The organism is Streptomyces longhuiensis (assembly GCF_020616555.1).
Classification (GTDB): domain Bacteria; phylum Actinomycetota; class Actinomycetes; order Streptomycetales; family Streptomycetaceae; genus Streptomyces; species Streptomyces longhuiensis.
On record NZ_CP085173.1, the window covers coordinates 4378131 to 4393375 of the forward strand.

The window sequence follows — 15245 nt, forward strand, 5'->3', positions numbered from 1 at the left end:
GAGCCGTCCGCGAGGAACCCAGTGGACCGGGCAGACAGGCAACGACGGAGGACCGGTGGGCAGCAGAGGCAGGCAACCCGAGCGCAAGAAGGCGAACGCGGCCGTGATCGGCGGCGTGGTCGCCGTCGTGGTGCTCGGCGCCGGGGTCAGCGCCTACGCCCTCTTCAGCGGCGACTCGGACTCATCGACCGCCGCCGACGACAAGCCCCAGGTCAAGACGGGTCCCGTCACCTCCGCCGAGGTCCGCACCGCGGCCGACCGGTTCCTGACCGCGTGGGCCGCGGGCGACACCGCGAAGGCGGCGGCCGCCACGGACGACGCCACCGCGGCGACGGCCGCCCTCACCTCGTACCGCAAGGACGCCCATCTGTCCGGGGTGAAGCTGACGCCGGGGAAGCGTGCCGGGGCCAAGATGCCGTTCGCGGTGTCGGCGACGGTCTCGTACGGGGGAAAGTCGAAGCCGTTCGCCTACGGCTCCGAACTGACCGTCGTGCGGCGGGTGAAGGACGGCAAGCCGCTCGTCGGGTGGCAGGCGTCCGTCGTGCACCCGGACCTCAAGGACGGCGACCGGCTCGTCACGGGCGCGGCCGGCGACCCGCCGATCAAGGCGACGGACCGCTCGGGCAACGAGCTGACCGCGGCCAAGTACCCCTCGCTCGGCACCGTCATCGACGGGCTGCGCGAGAAGTACGGCAAGAAGGCCGGCGGCACGGCGGGCATCGAACTGCGCGTCGTCCACAAGGACAGCGGCAAGGAGAGCGAGCACACGCCCGACAAGACGCTCGTCGCCCTCTCCAAGGGCACGCCCGGCACCCTGCGCACGACGATCAGCCCGACGGCGCAGGCCGCCGCCGAACGCGAGGTCGCCAAGCGGGAGAAGGCCGCGGTCGTCACCATCAAGCCGTCGACCGGGGAGATCCTCGCCGTCGCCAACTCCCGCCCCGAAGGCTTCAACACGGCCCTCCAGGGCTCTCTCGCGCCCGGCTCCACGATGAAGATCGTGACGTCGTCCATGCTCCTGGAGAAGAACCTCGCGGGCGTCGACAAGAAGCACCCGTGCCCCAAGTACGTGACGTACGGCGGCTGGAAGTTCCAGAACGACGACAAGTTCGAGATCAAGGACGGCACCTTCCGCGCCAGCTTCGCGCGCTCCTGCAACACGGCCTTCATCAGCCAGGCCAAGAAGCTGGACGACGGCGATCTGACGAAGCAGGCCCAGGAGGTCTTCGGGCTCGGCCGCGACAACTGGTCGATCGGCGTGCCCAGCTTCGACGGCGCGGTCCCGGTGCAGTCGCAGGCGCAGATGGCGGCCTCGCTGATCGGGCAGGGCGGGGTGCGGATGAACCCGCTCAACATGGCCTCGGTCGTCGCCACCGCCGAGACCGGCGAGTTCAAGCAGCCCTACCTCGTCTCGCCCGATGTCGACCACCGCACGCTCGCCACGGCCTCCCGCAAGCTGTCACCGTCGACCGTGAGCGCCCTGCGCGAGCTGCTGCACTACACGGCGGTCGCCGGTACGGCGGTCGAGCCGATGTCGGGGCTCGGCACCGACATGGGCGCGAAGACCGGCTCGGCGGAGGTCGACGGGCAGAAGAAGCCGAACGGCTGGTTCACGGCCTGGCGCGGCGACCTGGCCTCGGCGGCGGTCGTCCAGCAGGGCGGCCACGGCGGTGACTCGGCGGGTCCCGTGGTGCGGCAGATGCTGCTCGCCGGGGACTGACGGCGGGGCCGATACCTGTTCGCGTGGCGGGTACACCGAGCGCTACGGTGCCGCCATGAGCACCCCGGAATCCGCCGCATCCACCGCATCCGCCGCCACCACCGCGCACCCCCGTTTCGCCGAAGCCCTCACCGAGCTGGGCCTGGCCGACGTACTCCCGCTCGTCCGCCGCTTCCCGGAGGCGACCAGGACCGCGCAGGAGGCGGCGGCCGCGATCGGCTGCGAACTCAGTCAGATCTGCAAGTCGCTGATCTTCGCTGCGGACAGCGTTCCGGTGCTCGTCCTGATGGACGGTGCGTCGCGGGTGGACGTGGAGCTGGTCCGGCGCGAGCTGGGCGCCGAGAAGGTCACCCGCGCCAAGGCGGACGTCGTGCGCGCGACGACCGGGTACGCGATCGGCGGCATCCCGCCCTTCGGGCACGTCACCAGGACGCGGGTCCTCGCCGACCGTTCGCTCCTCGACCACGACATCGTGTGGGCCGCCGCCGGCACCCCGTACGCCGTGTTCCCCATGGACCCCAAGTCGCTGATCGCACACGCCGGAGCGGCCCTCGTGGACGTGCGCGAGAGCGCTCAGTGACCCCCATGGTGGCGGCGGCCGTGCTCCTCGCCGCCGTCACGCACGCCAGCTGGAACGCGATCGCCCACCACATCACGGACAAGCTGGTCGGCTTCACGCTGATCTCGGGCGGAGGCGCGCTCATCGGGCTCGCGTGCGCGCCGTTCGTGCCGTTCCCGCATGCCGCGGCCTGGCCGTACCTGCTCCTCTCCGCGCTCCTCCACGTCGCCTACTACGCCCTGCTCATGCGGTCGTTCAAGCTCGGCGACTTCGGCCAGGCGTACCCGATCGCGCGCGGCACGGCGCCGCTCGTGGTGACGGTGCTCGCGGCGGTGTTCGCGGGCGAGATCCCGGACGGCTGGCAGGCGGCGGGCGTCGCGGTCTCGTGCGCGGGCCTGACCGGGCTCGCCCTGTGGGGCATCCGGGGCTCGGGACGCAGGCCCGACTGGGCGGCCGTGGGAGCGGCCGTCGCGACGGGCGTGTCCATCGCCGCGTACACGGTGGTGGACGGCCTCGGCGTGCGGGCCTCAGGGAACTCGCTCGGCTACATCGCGTGGCTGATGATGCTCGGCTGTCTCGGCGTCCCGGTGTACGCGGCCTGGATGTGGCGCGGCGAACTGACCGTCCGTCTGCGGCCGTTCGCGGCGGTCGGACTGCTCGGCGCGGCGCTGTCCGTCTCCGCGTACGGGCTCGTCCTGTGGGCGCAGACCCGGGCGGACCTCGCCCCGATCTCGGCGCTGCGCGAGTCGTCGATCATCGTGGGCGCGGCGATCGGGACGGTGTTCTTCAAGGAACGGTTCGGTACGCCGCGGATGGTGGCTGCGGGGCTGATGGTGGCGGGGATCGGGCTGATGCTGCACACCGCCGGCTGAGCGGGAGCGCTACTGGAGGTGCGCGCGGAATCCCAGGTTCGTCGAGGTCAGACCGCCGTCGACCGGGAGGGTGACCCCGGTGATCCAGGCCGCGTCCGGCGAGGCGAGGAACGTCACGGCCGCCGCGATGTCCTCCGGCTCACCGACCCGCCCGAGCGGGTAGAGGCCGCTGACGGCGTCCAGGGCGGCGCCCCGGCCCGACCAGGCGGGGGTGCGCACCGTGCCCGGAGCGACGAGGTTGACGCGGACGCCGCGCGGGCCCGCGTGGCCGGCGAGGGTGCGGGTCAGTGAGCCGAGTCCCGCCTTCGCGGCGCTGTACGCGTGATTGCCGTAGTCCTGAAGGCCGTTGACGGATCCGACGCTCACGATCGCGCCGCGGCCCGACGCCACCAGGTGCGGCAGCGCGGCGCGGCAGCAGCGGTACGCGCCGGTGAGCGTGATGTCGAGGTCGCGGGCCCACACCTCGTCGGGCTCGTCCTCGAAGAGGGCGGCGTCCGGGGCGCACGCGTAGGCGTTGTTGACGAGCACGTCGAGGCGGCCGAACCCCTCCACGGCGCCCGCGACCGCCGCCTCCACCGACTCGCGCGTCCCGACGTCGCAGGTGAACGCCCTTGCCGCGCCGCCCTGTTCGCGGATTCCGGCGACCGTCTTCTCCGCCTCCTGCGGATCCACGTCGGTGACGGCGACCTGCGCCCCCTCGGCGGCGAACCTGCGCGCGGTCGCGGCGCCGATGCCGCGCGCCGCGCCGGTGACCATGACCCCGTACCCCTCGAAGCGCCTCATGCGCCGACGCTACCCGGCGCGTGCCCGGGCGACACGGGGGCTATCCGGCGAGCGAGGAGCGCACGGCCCGCACCAGCGCCTGAGCGCGCGGGTCGGCGGTGACGCCCTTCTGCTGACCGTTCGTGACGTATCCGAAGGCGATCCCGGACTCGGGGTCCGCGAAGCCGAGCGCGCCGCCCCGCCCGGGGTGGCCGAAGGAGCCGGGGCCGAGGAGAGGGGAGGCGACGCCGTGGAGCATGTAGCCGAGCCCGAAGCGGGTCGGGACGACGAGGACCCGGTCGGCGCCCGAGGACGCCTCGGTACGGGCGGCCTCCATGGTGTCGGGCGTGAACAGGCGGGTGCCGCCGTCGACTTCGCCGATCAGGGACGCGTAGAAGCGGGAGAGTCCCTCCGCCGTGGCGACGCCGTTCGAGGCGGGCAGCTCCGCCGCGCGGTAGGCCGGGTCGTTCTCGTCGGGCGCGGGGTGGATGGCGCCGAAGGCGCGGCGGGTCAGGGAGTCGGGGTCGGTGTACGCGTCGGCGACGTTCCTCTTGGGGCGGGTGCGCAGGCCGCCGGGCGCGGCCGGCGGTTCGACGGGGCCGACGATTCCGGCCCGGTGCGCCTCGGCGTCGGGCAGCCCGACCCAGAGGTCGGCGCCGACGGGGGCGGCTATGTGCTCGGCGATCCAGGCGCCGACGGTGCGGCCGGTGACGCGGCGCACGAGCTCGCCGGTGAGCCAGCTGTAGGTCTGTGCGTGGTAGCCGTGGTCGGTGCCGGGTTCCCAGGCGGGGGCCTGGGCGGCGACGGCCGCGGCGCCGGTGTCGGGGTCGGCGGCCTCGGCCACGGTCAGCGGGTGGTCGAGCGCGGGGACGCCGGCGCGGTGCGCGAGGACGTCGCGGACGCTGACGTGCTCCTTGCCGTGCTCCTTGAACTCGGGCCAGTAGGCGCTGACCGGCGCGTCCAGGTCGAGCTCTCCTCGCTGGTGCAGGAGGAGCAGCGCGGCGGCGGCCACGCCCTTCGTGGCGGAGCGCATGATCTGGGCGGTGCCGCGCTCCCAGGGGGCGCCGCCGCTCACGTCGCGGGTGCCGGCCCACAGGTCGACGACCTTGTGTCCGCCGCGGTGCACGACCACGCCCGCGCCGCGCTCGCCGAGCGTCTCGAAGTTACGGGCGAACGCTTCCCTGACCGGTTCGAATCCGGTGGCCACTGTGCCGTTCATGTCACTCACTTCGGGTGCAACAGCCATGGATCGCCGAGGATTCCTCGGCCGCTCAGACCTTCACGGACTTCGGGTCGAAGCCGAAGGGGAGCTCCAGGCGGTGTGCGCGCATGAGGTCCTCGTCGGCGAGGAGGTCGCCGGTCGTCCCGTCGGCCGCGATCACGCCCTCGCTGAGGATCACCGAGCGCGGGCAGAGTTCGAGCGCGTACGGCAGGTCGTGCGTGACCATCAGCACGGTGACGTCCAACGACCGGAGGATGTCGGCGAGTTCACGGCGCGAGGCCGGGTCGAGGTTCGACGACGGCTCGTCCAGGACGAGGATCTCGGGCTCCATGACGAGGACGGTGGCGACCGCGACGCGGCGGCGCTGCCCGAAGGAGAGGTGGTGCGGCGGCCGGTCGGCGAAGTCGGCCATGCCGACCTGGGCCAGGGCCTTGTGCACGCGGGCCTCGAGTTCGGGCCCCTTCACCCCGGCCGCGGCGGGCCCGAAGGCCACGTCCTCGCGGACGGTCGGCATGAAGAGCTGGTCGTCGGGGTCCTGGAAGACGATGCCGACCTTGCGCCGGATCTCGGCCATGTGCCGCTTGCCGACGGGCAGACCGGCGACGGTCACGGTGCCGGCGCCGCCGGTGAGGATGCCGTTGAGATGCAGTACGAGGGTCGTCTTGCCCGCGCCGTTGGGCCCGAGCAGGGCGACGCGCTCACCGCGGCCGATGGTCAGGTCGACGCCGAAGAGGGCCTGGTGCCCGTCGGGGTAGGCGTAGGCGAGGCCACCGACCTCGAGGGAGGCGGGGGAGAGCGGGGCGGGGGAAACAGTCACAGCATCCATCCCAGCAGACAGACGACAAGGGCGGCACAGGGGAGGGTGAGGGCGTACGACCACTGCGCGCGGGACGCGCTCACGTCGTCGATGACGGGCATCGATCCGGCGTACCCGCGGCTGACCATGGCCAGATGCACGCGCTCACCGCGCTCGTAGGAGCGGATGAAGAGGGCGCCCGCGGACTTGGCGAGGACGCCCCAGTGCTTCACGCCGCTCGCCTCGAAGCCGCGCGACTCACGGGCGATCTTCATACGGCGCATCTCGTCGGTGATCACATCGCCGTAGCGGATCATGAACGACGCGATCTGGACGAGGAGCGGCGGCAGCTTGAGCCGTTGCAGGCCGAGGAGCAGCTCGCGCAGCTCCGTCGTGGAGGCGAGCAGGACGGACGCGGCGACGCCGAGGGTGCCCTTGGCGAGGACGTTCCAGGCGCCCCACAGACCGTTGACGCTGAGGGACATCCCGAGAACGTCGACGCGCTCGCCCTGCGCCACGAACGGCATGAGGACGGCGAAGGCGACGAAGGGGACCTCGATGAGGAGCCGCTTGAGGAGGAACCCTGCCGGGACCCTGGCCGCGTACGCGACGGCCGCGAGCAGCACCGCGTACAGGGCGAACGCCCACATCGCCTCGCGCGGCGTGGAGACGACCACGATCACGAAGCAGAAGACGGCGGCGAGCTTGGTGTGCGGCGGCAGGCCGTGCACGGGCGAGTGCCCGTGCCGGTAGAGCTTGTGCGCGTGTCCCGCACCCATGTCAGACGGTCTCCGTGAGCCGGCTCGGGGAGGCGTCCGCGGTGCGGCGCCTGCGCAGCGCCCAGAAGATGCCGCTGCCGGCGACGACGGTGACGCCGACGCCGATCACGCCGGCGAGGCCGCCGGAGAGCCGGGCGTCGCCGACGTCCTTGACGCCGTACCCGGCGAGCGGGGAGCCGTCGGAGGCGTGCTTCTCGGTCGTCTTGTCGATGCCCTTGTCGTGGGCGACCTTCTCCAGGCCGTCCGGGTCGGCGGAGGCGTAGAAGGAGACGAAGCCGGCGAGGACGAGGGAGGTGACGAGGCCGGTGATCCAGACCTTGCGGTGGGAGCCGCGGGCGGCGACCGGCGCGGGCACGGTGTCCGGGGCGTCGACGAGTTCGCCGGCCACGCGGAGCTTGAGCGGCCGGTGCAGGCCGCGGGCGCCGTACACGAGGTCGGGGCGGACGGCGACGACGGCGCCGACGGTCAGCGCGGTGATGACGGCCTCGCCGATGCCGATGAGGACGTGCACGCCGACCATGGCGGTGGCGACCTTGCCGATCGAGACGTCGGTGGTGCCGCCGATCGCGTAGATCAGGGTGAAGACCACGGCCGCGGCCGGTACGGACAGGAGCGCCGCGACGAAGGAGGCGACGGTGATGGAGCGGCGCGTGCGGGGCAGCACCTTCACCAGGCCGCGGAAGACGAGGTAGGCGACGACGGTCGTGGTGATCGCCATGTCGGTGATGTTCACGCCGAGCGCGGTCAGACCGCCGTCGGCGAAGAGCACGCCCTGCATCAGGAGCACCACGGACACGCACAGGACGCCGGTACAGGGGCCGACGAGTATCGCGGCCAGCGCGCCGCCGAGGAGGTGGCCGCTGGTGCCTGCCGCGACCGGGAAGTTCAGCATCTGCACGGCGAAGATGAACGCGGCGACGAGGCCCGCGAGGGGGGCCGTGCGCTCGTCGAGCTCGCGCCGGGCACCCCGGAGGCTGACGGCCACGGCGCCCGCGGCGACGACACCCGCGGCCGCCGAGACGGGGGCGTTGATGAATCCGTCGGGGACATGCATGAGTGAGAGCTCCGCTTCGGGGCAAGCGACAGGTTTGAGACAGGCTTGGTGACCGTCCGATGATAGTGCCTTGTTGCGAACCGCTTGCAAGAGCGCCGTGGACCCAATTAATCCCGAAGCAACCCCTGGGTACATAGCCGCCCATATGACTTATATGGGACATTGGATGACAGCACGCACAACTAGACGACGAGGAGTCCCCGATGTCTGACGTCGAGCAGTACGCACGCGCGCGCATCGTCACGGACTCCCCCGACGAGGCACCGCCCGTCTCCGCAGTCCTGAGCTACGACGGACGCGTCCACGTCACCGTCCCCGAAGAGGGCGACTGGTACTTCACCCGCGAGCTCCTGGAAGAGGGGCTGCGCGCCCCGACCACCGTGGGCGACATCCACATCTGGCCCTGCGGCCGCGTCCAGGCCGTCATGGAGTTCCACTCGCCGAAAGGGGTGGCGGTCGTGCAGTTCGAGAAGAAGGCGCTGGTGCGCTTCCTCCGCCGGACGTACACGACCGCCACCCCGGTGGCCCGCTGAGGGCCCTTCGCGCTTCTGGTCAGGAAGGGGCCCCGGTCACACGCGGGTCAGTTCCCTGCCCTCCTGCGCGGAGTCGTCGCCGCCGGAGGCCGTCTTCAGGCCTTCGCCCTCGACGTCCACGTTCGGCAGGATCCGGTCGAGCCACTTCGGCAGCCACCACGCGCGCTTGCCGAGCAGCGCGAGCACGGCCGGCACGATCGTCATGCGCACCAGGAACGCGTCGAAGAAGACCGCGATCGCGAGCCCGAAGCCGATCATCTTGACCATCTGCTCGCTGGAGCCGATGAAGCCCGCGAACACGGCGATCATGATGACGGCCGCGGCCGTGACCACCCGGGCCCCGTGCCGGAAGCCGGTGACGATGGCCTGCGCGGGCCGCTCCCCATGGACGTACGCCTCCCGCATGCGGGTCACGAGGAAGACCTCGTAGTCCATCGCGAGGCCGAAGACCACACCCACCATGAAGATCGGCATCATCGACATGATCGGCCCGGTCTGCTCCACGCCGAACAGCGAGCCGAGCCAGCCCCACTGGTAGACCGCGACGACGGCGCCGAGCGCGGCGACCACCGAGAGCAGGAAGCCGAGCGCCGCCTTCAGCGGGACCAGGACCGACCGGAAGACCACCATCAGGAGCAGGAACGCCAGGCCGACGACGAGCGCCAGGTACGGCACGAGCGCGTCGTTCAGCTTCTGGGACACATCGATGTTCATGGCGGTGGTGCCGGTGACGAGGACCTCGGCGCGGGTGTCCGCCTTGATGTCCGCACCCTTGTCGCGGATCGTGTGGACGACGTCCTCGGTCTGCGTGGAGCTGGGCTTGGACGACGGCACGACGGTGATCGTCGCCGTGTCACCGGCCTGGTTGAACGCGGGCGGGGTGACCGTCTTGACGCCGTCGGTCGCCGCGATGTCCTTGGAGACGCGGGCGACCGCGTCCTTCGGGTCCTGCGAGTGCTTCACGTCGACGACCGCCACCAGCGGACCGTTGAAGCCGGGCCCGAAGCCGTCGGAGAGCAGGTCGTACGCCTTGCGCTGCGTGGTGTCCGTGGGCTGGACCCCGTCGTCGGGCAGGCCCAGCTCCAGCGAGGACACCGGCACGGCCATCACGCCGAGCCCGACCACCGCGGTGAGCAGCACGGCCACCGGCCGGCGCAGCACGAAGCGCGCCCAGCGCGTGCCCATGTTCGTCTTCGGCTCGGGCTTCTCCTCGGCGGCCAGGACCTTACGGGCCTTGCGGCCGTTGACCCGCTTGCCGGCGTAGCCGAGCAGCGCCGGGATGAGGGTGAGCGCGATGAGGACGGCGATGGCGACGGTGCCCGCGGCCGCGATGCCCATCTTCGTCAGCATCGGGATGTTGACGACGGCGAGCCCGACGAGTGCGATGACGACGGTCAGACCGGCGAAGACCACGGCGGACCCCGCGGTGCCGACGGCCCGTCCGGCCGCCTCCTCGCGGTCGCGGCCCTCGGCCAGCTCGGCGCGGAAGCGGGAGACGATGAACAGCGCGTAGTCGATGCCGACCGCGAGGCCGATCATCATGGCCAGCGTCGAGGTGGTGGTGCCCAGGTCGAGCGCGTTGGCCAGCGCGGTGATCGACGAGACGCCGATGCCCACGCCGATCAGGGCGGTCAGCAGCGGAAGTCCGGCCGCGACGAGCGAGCCGAAGGTGATCACGAGGACGACGGCGGCGATCGCCACACCGATGATCTCGGTGGCCCCGGTCTCCGGCATGGCTTGGAGCGCGTCACCGCCGACCTCGACGGTCAGCCCGGAGTCGCGCGCCTCGTCGACGGTCTTCTGGAGCGCGTCCCGGTCGGTGTCCGTCAGCTCCATCGAGGAGACCTTGTAGGAGACCGAGGAGTACGCGATCGTGCCGTCCTTGCTGACGGTCTTCGCGACGAACGGGTCGGCCGCCGCGGCGACCTCCTTCGAGCCCGACTTGAGGTCCGCGACGGTCTTGGTGACCTCGGCCTTGTTGGCCGCGGACGTGATCTTCTCGCCGTCGGGCGCCTGGAAGACGACGCGCGCGGTGGCGCCGTCGGCACTGGAGCCCGGGAAGCGCTGGTCGAGCAGGTCGAAGGCCTTCTGGGCCTCCGTGCCCGGAATGGAGAAGGAACTGGAGGCCGCCGTGGGCGCGGAGGCGGCGCCCACCCCCGCGAGGGTGAGCAGCGCCACCCAGATCAGGGCGACGAAGTGCCGTCTGCGGAAGGCGAGCTTGCCGAGTTTGTAGAGGAACGTGGCCACGAGGGCGTACTCCCGGTCAGTCGTATGGGGGCAGGGGTGATCAGCCCGACGACGTGAGCGGTCGCGTCAGGTGCTCGGGTGGGACGGGTCTTGGGTGGAGCAGGGATCAGGCGCCGAGAGCGGGGAGGACCACGGCGTCGATGTACGAGGTGACGAAGGCCTGGGTGGGCGGCTGTTCGTCGATGAGGGTCCGCGCCGTGAAGGCGCCGACGATCATGTGGAGGACGTAGTCGAGTGCCGGGTTGTCCGCACGGATCTCGCCCCGGTCGACGGCGCGCCCCAGCACATGCCGGAGCTCCTCCATCTCGGGCTCGATCAGCAGCTCGCGGAAGGCACGCAGGAGATCCGGGTTCTCGTGGACCGCCATGGCCAGGCCCCGCATCAGCGCGGATCCCTGGGCCATCTCGCAGTCGTCCTCACGGAGGACCAGTTCGTGGAAGTCGCCCCGCAGCGACCCGGTGTCGATCTCGCTCAGCCGCGACGGTTTCTGGTGCCGCAGCGCTTTCACGACCAGCTCGGCCTTGCTGCCCCACTGGCGGTAGAGCGTGGCCTTGCTCGACCGGGTGCGGGCGGCCACGGCGTCCATGGTCAGGGCGTCGTAACCGACCTCGCGGAGCAGTTCGAGCACGGCGCCGTACAGCTCGGCCTCGCGCTCGGGCGTGATCCGGCTGCGGCGCGTCGTCGCGGCTTCAGCCATGGGGCACTCCTGTTCCGGTCCGGACGGTGTGTACGAAACCGTTTCGTACACGAGTACTGTACGACCGCGCTTAACGAAACGAAACCGTTTCGTACGTGTCCTGCGCCACAGGCAACGGGCGGAATCGGGGCAACCCACGAGTTGCCGGGGCCCGTGGAGCGGAAAAGCATGTGTAGGTGAGCGACAACGCGTACCTGCGGTTTCCGCATCTGCACGAGGACCGGCTCTGCTTCGAGACCGAGGACGACCTCTGGGTCGCCCCGCTCGACCGACCCGGCCGGGCCTGGCGGGTCACGGTCGACCGGACCAAGGTGAGCAGCCCCCGGTTCTCGCCCGACGGCCGCCACATCGCGTACACGACCTGGCGCAGCCTGGACCCGGAGATCCATCTCGCGCCCGTGGACGGCGGCCCCACCCGGCGGCTCACCTACTGGGGCAGCACGGACACCCAGGTCCGCGGCTGGACACCGCCCGACAAGGACGGGCGCACCGACATCCTCGCGGTGGCCTCGCACGGCCAGCCGTTCTCGTACTTCACCTGGGCCTACGACGTCCCCACCGACGGCTCCCCCGGCGGCAGGCTGCCCTGGGGCCCGGTCTCCGACATCGCGGTCGCCGAGTTCGACGGCGAGCGCAGGACCCTGCTCCTGACCGGCACCGCCCCGCACGAGCCGGCCGCCTGGAAGCGGTACCGGGGCGGCGCGCAGGGCCGCCTGTGGCTGCACGGCGAGCAGCTCGTCGCCGACCTGGACGGGCATCTGGAGGCACCGATGTTCGTGGCGGGACGCATCGCGTTCCTCTCCGACCACCAGGGCATCGGCAATGTGTACTCCTGCCTGCCCGACGGCTCCGACCTGCGCCGCCACTCCGACCACGACGCGTTCTACGCCCGCAACGCCTCCAGCGACGGAACCCGGATCGTCTACCAGTGCGCAGGCGACCTCTGGATCATCGACGACCTCTCCGCCGGCTCCGTCCCGCGCAAGCTGGACGTGCGCCTCGGCGGCCCCCGCGTCGGGCGCCGCCCCTACCAGGTGCCGGCCGCCCTCCACGTCGACGGGCTCTCCGTCGACGAGACGGGCCGGGCCAGCGCCGTCGTCGTACGCGGCAGCCTGTACTGGCTCACCCACCGCGACGGCCCCGCCCGGACCATCGCCGACACCCCGGGCGTGCGGGTCAGGCAGCCCGAGATGCTCGGCTCCGGCGGGCAGGTCGCGTACGTCACCGACGCGGAGGGCGAGGACGCGGTCGAGATCTCGTACCTGCCGCGCGCGAGCGGTGACCGCGCGCCGCGCCGCCTCGCTTCCGGGGAGCTCGGGCGGGTCCTCGAAATGGTCAGCGACCCGGACGGCGAGCGCCTCGCCATCGCGTCGGACGACGGCCGTCTCCTCCTCATCGACACGATCGAGGACGAGGAAGAAGGGGGAGAGGAAGAAGCAGGGGGAGCGGGAGCGGAACAGCGCGGCGGCGAGGTCACCGAGCTGATCCGGTCGATCAACGGACCCGTGCGCGACCTGGCGTTCTCGCCGGACGGTGCCTGGCTCACCTGGTCCCATCCGGGCATCGGGCGCTCGCTGCGGCAGATCAAGATGGCCCGGATCAAGGACCGGACGATCGTCGACGTCACCAACGGCCGTTTCGAGGACGAGAATCCGGTCTTCACGCGCGACGGCCGCTATCTCGCCTTCCTCTCCTGGCGCGGCTTCGACCCGGTGTACGACGTGCACACCGGCGACCTGTCCTTCCCGCTCGGCTGCCGCCCGTATCTCGTGCCGCTGTCCTCCGCGACGCCCTCCCCGTTCGCCCTGTCGCCCCACGGACGCACGGCCGCCGGAGGGCTCGACCCGACCGAGGACTCGGGGGCCGACGGGGCGCCGAGCGTGGAGATCGAGGGCCTGGCGAACCGTGTCGTGCCGTTCCCCGTCTCCGCCTCCAAGTACTCGGCGCTGCACCCGGTCGCGGGCGGCGGCCTCGTGTGGCTGCGCTGGCCGATCTCCGGCGCGCTCGGCGAGACGTTCGTCAACCCGGCCGACACCTCGGGCCGCCCCACCCTGGAGTACTTCAACCTCAGCAAGGGCAAGAGGACCGAACTCGTCACCCACCTCGACTGGTTCGCGGTCAGCGGCGACGGCACCCGCCTCGTCGTCGTCGACGAGGGAGAGCTGCGCGCCGTCCCCTCCACCGAGGTCGCCGACAGCGACACCGCGGTCTGGATCGACCTGCGCCGCATCCTGCACGAGGTCGACCCGGCCGCCGAGTGGCGCCAGGCGTACGAGGAGGCAGGCCGGATCATCCGCGCCTACTACTGGGACCCGAAGATGTGCCACGTCGACTGGGACGCGGTCCTCGCCCAGTACCGGCCGCTCGTCGAACGGGTCGCGTCCCCCGACGAGTTCGCCGACCTGCTGCGCGAGGTGCTCGGCGAACTCTGCACCTCGCACGCCTACGTCTCCGCCGCCCGCCGCAACGAGGGCCCTCCCCACTACCAGCGCGCCCAGGGCCTCCTCGGCGCCAACTTCGTGCACCGCGACGAGGGCTGGCAGCTCGTGCGCATCCTGCCCGGAGACTCGTCGGACTCCAAGGCGCGCTCCCCGCTCGCCGGCAGCGGCATCCGCGAGGGCGCCGTCCTCACGCATGTCGACGGGCGCCCCGTCGATCCGGTGGCCGGCCCCTTCCCGCTGCTCGCGGGCTCGGGCGGCACGACGGTCGAGCTGACGTTCCGGCCCGCGGAGGGCGAGGGCAGCCCTCGCCGCGTCGCGGTCGTCCCCCTCATCGACGAACGTCCGCTGCGCTACCAGGACTGGGTCGCCAAGCGCCGCGCGGTCGTACGGGAGCTGAGCGGCGGCAAGTGCGGCTACCTGCACATCCCCGACATGGGCGGCTCCGGCTGGGCGCAGTTCAACCGCGACGTGCGCATGGAGGTCTCCCGGCCCGCCCTGATCGTCGACGTACGCGGCAACGCGGGCGGCCACATCAGCGAGCTGGTCATCGAGAAGCTCACCCGCAAGATCCTCGGCTGGGACCTGACGCGCAACGCCCAGCCCGTCTCGTACGCGTCGAACGCCCCGCGCGGTCCCGTCGTCGCCCTGGCCGACGAGGCGACCTCGTCCGACGGCGACATGATCACCGCGGCATTCAAGCTCCTCGGGCTCGGCCCGGTCGTGGGCCAGCGCACCTGGGGCGGCGTCGTCGGCATGACGGGCCGTCACACGCTCGGCGACGGCACGGTCATCACGGTCCCCATGAACGCGGCCTGGTTCCCCGAGTACGGCTGGTCGGTCGAGAACAAGGGCGTCGAACCGGACATCGAGGCCCTGCGCACCCCCCTGGACTGGGCGGAGGGCCGCCACGCCCAACTCGACGACGCGGTCTATCTGGCCCTGGACCTCCTGGTGGCCTCCCCGGCCAAGACTCCCCCGGACTACACGAACACCCCGAACCACGCCCGCCCCAAGCTCCCGCCTCGCTGACCGCGTCCCGCAGCCCGCAGCCCTGACCGGCACAGGCCCGCCACGCTGACCGGCACAAGTCCGCCTCGCCGACCCGCACAGGCCTGCCCCGCCCCGACCGCACAAGCCCGCAACGCCGACCCGCACAAGCCCGCCCCCGCCCCGACCGCACAAGAACGAGGGCCACCCGGCGTCCCGGGTGGCCCTCGTACGACTGGCTCAGCCAGACGAAGCGTCAGACCTCGTAGTCGTGGTCGTACCTGTCCTGCGCTTCCTGCCGCCGCCGCTCGGAGTCCTCGGACTGCGAGCCACGCTCACGCAGGCTGTCGTGAGTCTGCGAGGAGCGCTCGCTCGCCTCGTCCCGGCGGTCCCTGCTCTGACCGGGCCGCTTCTTGGCCTGCGCGGCGAGCTGCTCAGCCTTGTCCTGGAACTGGTCCTTCATGCCCATGCGATTTCACTCCCGTTTTTGGGTGAGGGGGTCGGGCCTCGACCAGAGTTACACGCTGGGACAGAGCACGCATTTCGATCAGTAACGGACTGTACTCGACCCTCAAA

At 71.7% G+C, this 15245-nt stretch carries 13 protein-coding genes; 5 read left to right on the forward strand and 8 right to left on the reverse strand.

The features are described from left to right. The first annotated feature begins 55 nt into the window (after window positions 1–55). Genes LGI35_RS20255 through LGI35_RS20265 form a run of 3 tightly spaced genes read left to right on the forward strand, consistent with a single transcriptional unit; the run spans window position 56 to window position 3151 of the window. Window positions 56–1720 carry a penicillin-binding transpeptidase domain-containing protein gene (locus tag LGI35_RS20255; RefSeq protein WP_227295215.1) on the forward strand — a complete coding sequence of 555 codons (1665 nt, stop codon included), beginning with the start codon at window positions 56–58 and terminating at the stop codon, window positions 1718–1720. A 55-nt stretch (window positions 1721–1775) separates the two neighbouring features. Next, window positions 1776–2300, forward strand: a complete 525-nt coding sequence (locus LGI35_RS20260; protein WP_227295216.1) for a YbaK/EbsC family protein — start codon at window positions 1776–1778, stop codon at window positions 2298–2300. Next, a complete protein-coding gene (locus LGI35_RS20265) occupies window positions 2297–3151 on the forward strand; it encodes a DMT family transporter (RefSeq protein WP_227295217.1) in 855 nt (284 codons plus the stop codon). Before LGI35_RS20260 ends, LGI35_RS20265 begins: the two co-directional genes overlap by 4 nt. A gap of 9 nt (window positions 3152–3160) precedes the next feature. Here the strand turns inward: LGI35_RS20265 and LGI35_RS20270 are convergent, their stop codons facing one another. The 5 genes from LGI35_RS20270 to LGI35_RS20290 are packed head-to-tail and all read right to left on the reverse strand — an operon-like array spanning window position 3161 to window position 7764. Continuing rightward, window positions 3161–3934, reverse strand: coding sequence for an SDR family NAD(P)-dependent oxidoreductase (locus LGI35_RS20270; RefSeq protein ID WP_227295218.1), 774 nt, complete (start codon window positions 3932–3934; stop codon window positions 3161–3163). Between the two features lie 40 nt (window positions 3935–3974). Continuing rightward, the gene (locus LGI35_RS20275; RefSeq protein ID WP_227295219.1) at window positions 3975–5132 is read right to left on the reverse strand and encodes a serine hydrolase domain-containing protein; all 1158 of its coding nucleotides are present in this window, start codon (window positions 5130–5132) and stop codon (window positions 3975–3977) included. 52 nt (window positions 5133–5184) lie between these two features. After that, window positions 5185–5961 carry an energy-coupling factor ABC transporter ATP-binding protein gene (locus LGI35_RS20280; RefSeq protein ID WP_227295220.1) on the reverse strand — a complete coding sequence of 259 codons (777 nt, stop codon included), beginning with the start codon at window positions 5959–5961 and terminating at the stop codon, window positions 5185–5187. Beyond that, window positions 5949–6710 carry a cobalt ECF transporter T component CbiQ gene (gene cbiQ, locus LGI35_RS20285; RefSeq protein ID WP_116512522.1) on the reverse strand — a complete coding sequence of 254 codons (762 nt, stop codon included), beginning with the start codon at window positions 6708–6710 and terminating at the stop codon, window positions 5949–5951. Before cbiQ ends, LGI35_RS20280 begins: the two co-directional genes overlap by 13 nt. Before the next feature lies 1 nt (window position 6711). Next, complete coding sequence (locus LGI35_RS20290; RefSeq protein ID WP_227295221.1) at window positions 6712–7764, reverse strand: energy-coupling factor ABC transporter permease; 1053 nt, start codon at window positions 7762–7764, stop codon at window positions 6712–6714. A 203-nt stretch (window positions 7765–7967) separates the two neighbouring features. Here LGI35_RS20290 and LGI35_RS20295 point away from each other — a divergent pair, with 203 nt between their 5' ends. Further along, complete coding sequence (locus LGI35_RS20295) at window positions 7968–8297, forward strand: SsgA family sporulation/cell division regulator (protein ID WP_227295222.1); 330 nt, start codon at window positions 7968–7970, stop codon at window positions 8295–8297. A 36-nt stretch (window positions 8298–8333) separates the two neighbouring features. Here LGI35_RS20295 and LGI35_RS20300 read toward each other — a convergent pair whose 3' ends face one another. Together LGI35_RS20300 and LGI35_RS20305 are read right to left on the reverse strand one after the other, a co-directional pair. Then, on the reverse strand, window positions 8334–10544 hold the full coding sequence (locus tag LGI35_RS20300) for an MMPL family transporter (RefSeq protein WP_227295223.1): 2211 nt from the start codon (window positions 10542–10544) through the stop codon (window positions 8334–8336). A gap of 106 nt (window positions 10545–10650) precedes the next feature. After that, on the reverse strand, window positions 10651–11241 hold the full coding sequence (locus LGI35_RS20305; protein ID WP_227295224.1) for a TetR/AcrR family transcriptional regulator: 591 nt from the start codon (window positions 11239–11241) through the stop codon (window positions 10651–10653). 176 nt (window positions 11242–11417) lie between these two features. On the opposite strand from LGI35_RS20305, the gene LGI35_RS20310 reads away from it, so the two are divergent. Beyond that, complete coding sequence (locus LGI35_RS20310) at window positions 11418–14711, forward strand: S41 family peptidase (RefSeq protein ID WP_227295225.1); 3294 nt, start codon at window positions 11418–11420, stop codon at window positions 14709–14711. Window positions 14712–14925: 214 nt separating this feature from the next. On the opposite strand, the gene LGI35_RS20315 is transcribed toward LGI35_RS20310, so the two are convergent. Then, the gene (locus LGI35_RS20315) at window positions 14926–15138 is read right to left on the reverse strand and encodes a hypothetical protein (RefSeq protein ID WP_227295226.1); all 213 of its coding nucleotides are present in this window, start codon (window positions 15136–15138) and stop codon (window positions 14926–14928) included. Between the last annotated feature and the right edge of the window lie 107 nt (window positions 15139–15245).

Bases quoted from the DNA above. Each gene is read 5' to 3' on its own strand.
- LGI35_RS20295 (WP_227295222.1), top strand. From the start codon at position 7,968: ATGTCTGACGTCGAGCAGTACGCACGCGCGCGCATCGTCACGGACTCC.
- LGI35_RS20270 (WP_227295218.1), bottom strand. From the start codon at position 3,934: ATGAGGCGCTTCGAGGGGTACGGGGTCATGGTCACCGGCGCGGCGCGC.
- cbiQ (WP_116512522.1), bottom strand. From the start codon at position 6,710: ATGGGTGCGGGACACGCGCACAAGCTCTACCGGCACGGGCACTCGCCC.
- LGI35_RS20275 (WP_227295219.1), bottom strand. From the start codon at position 5,132: ATGAACGGCACAGTGGCCACCGGATTCGAACCGGTCAGGGAAGCGTTC.
- LGI35_RS20305 (WP_227295224.1), bottom strand. From the start codon at position 11,241: ATGGCTGAAGCCGCGACGACGCGCCGCAGCCGGATCACGCCCGAGCGC.
- LGI35_RS20260 (WP_227295216.1), top strand. From the start codon at position 1,776: ATGAGCACCCCGGAATCCGCCGCATCCACCGCATCCGCCGCCACCACC.
- LGI35_RS20315 (WP_227295226.1), bottom strand. From the start codon at position 15,138: ATGGGCATGAAGGACCAGTTCCAGGACAAGGCTGAGCAGCTCGCCGCG.
- LGI35_RS20290 (WP_227295221.1), bottom strand. From the start codon at position 7,764: ATGCATGTCCCCGACGGATTCATCAACGCCCCCGTCTCGGCGGCCGCG.
- LGI35_RS20280 (WP_227295220.1), bottom strand. From the start codon at position 5,961: ATGGATGCTGTGACTGTTTCCCCCGCCCCGCTCTCCCCCGCCTCCCTC.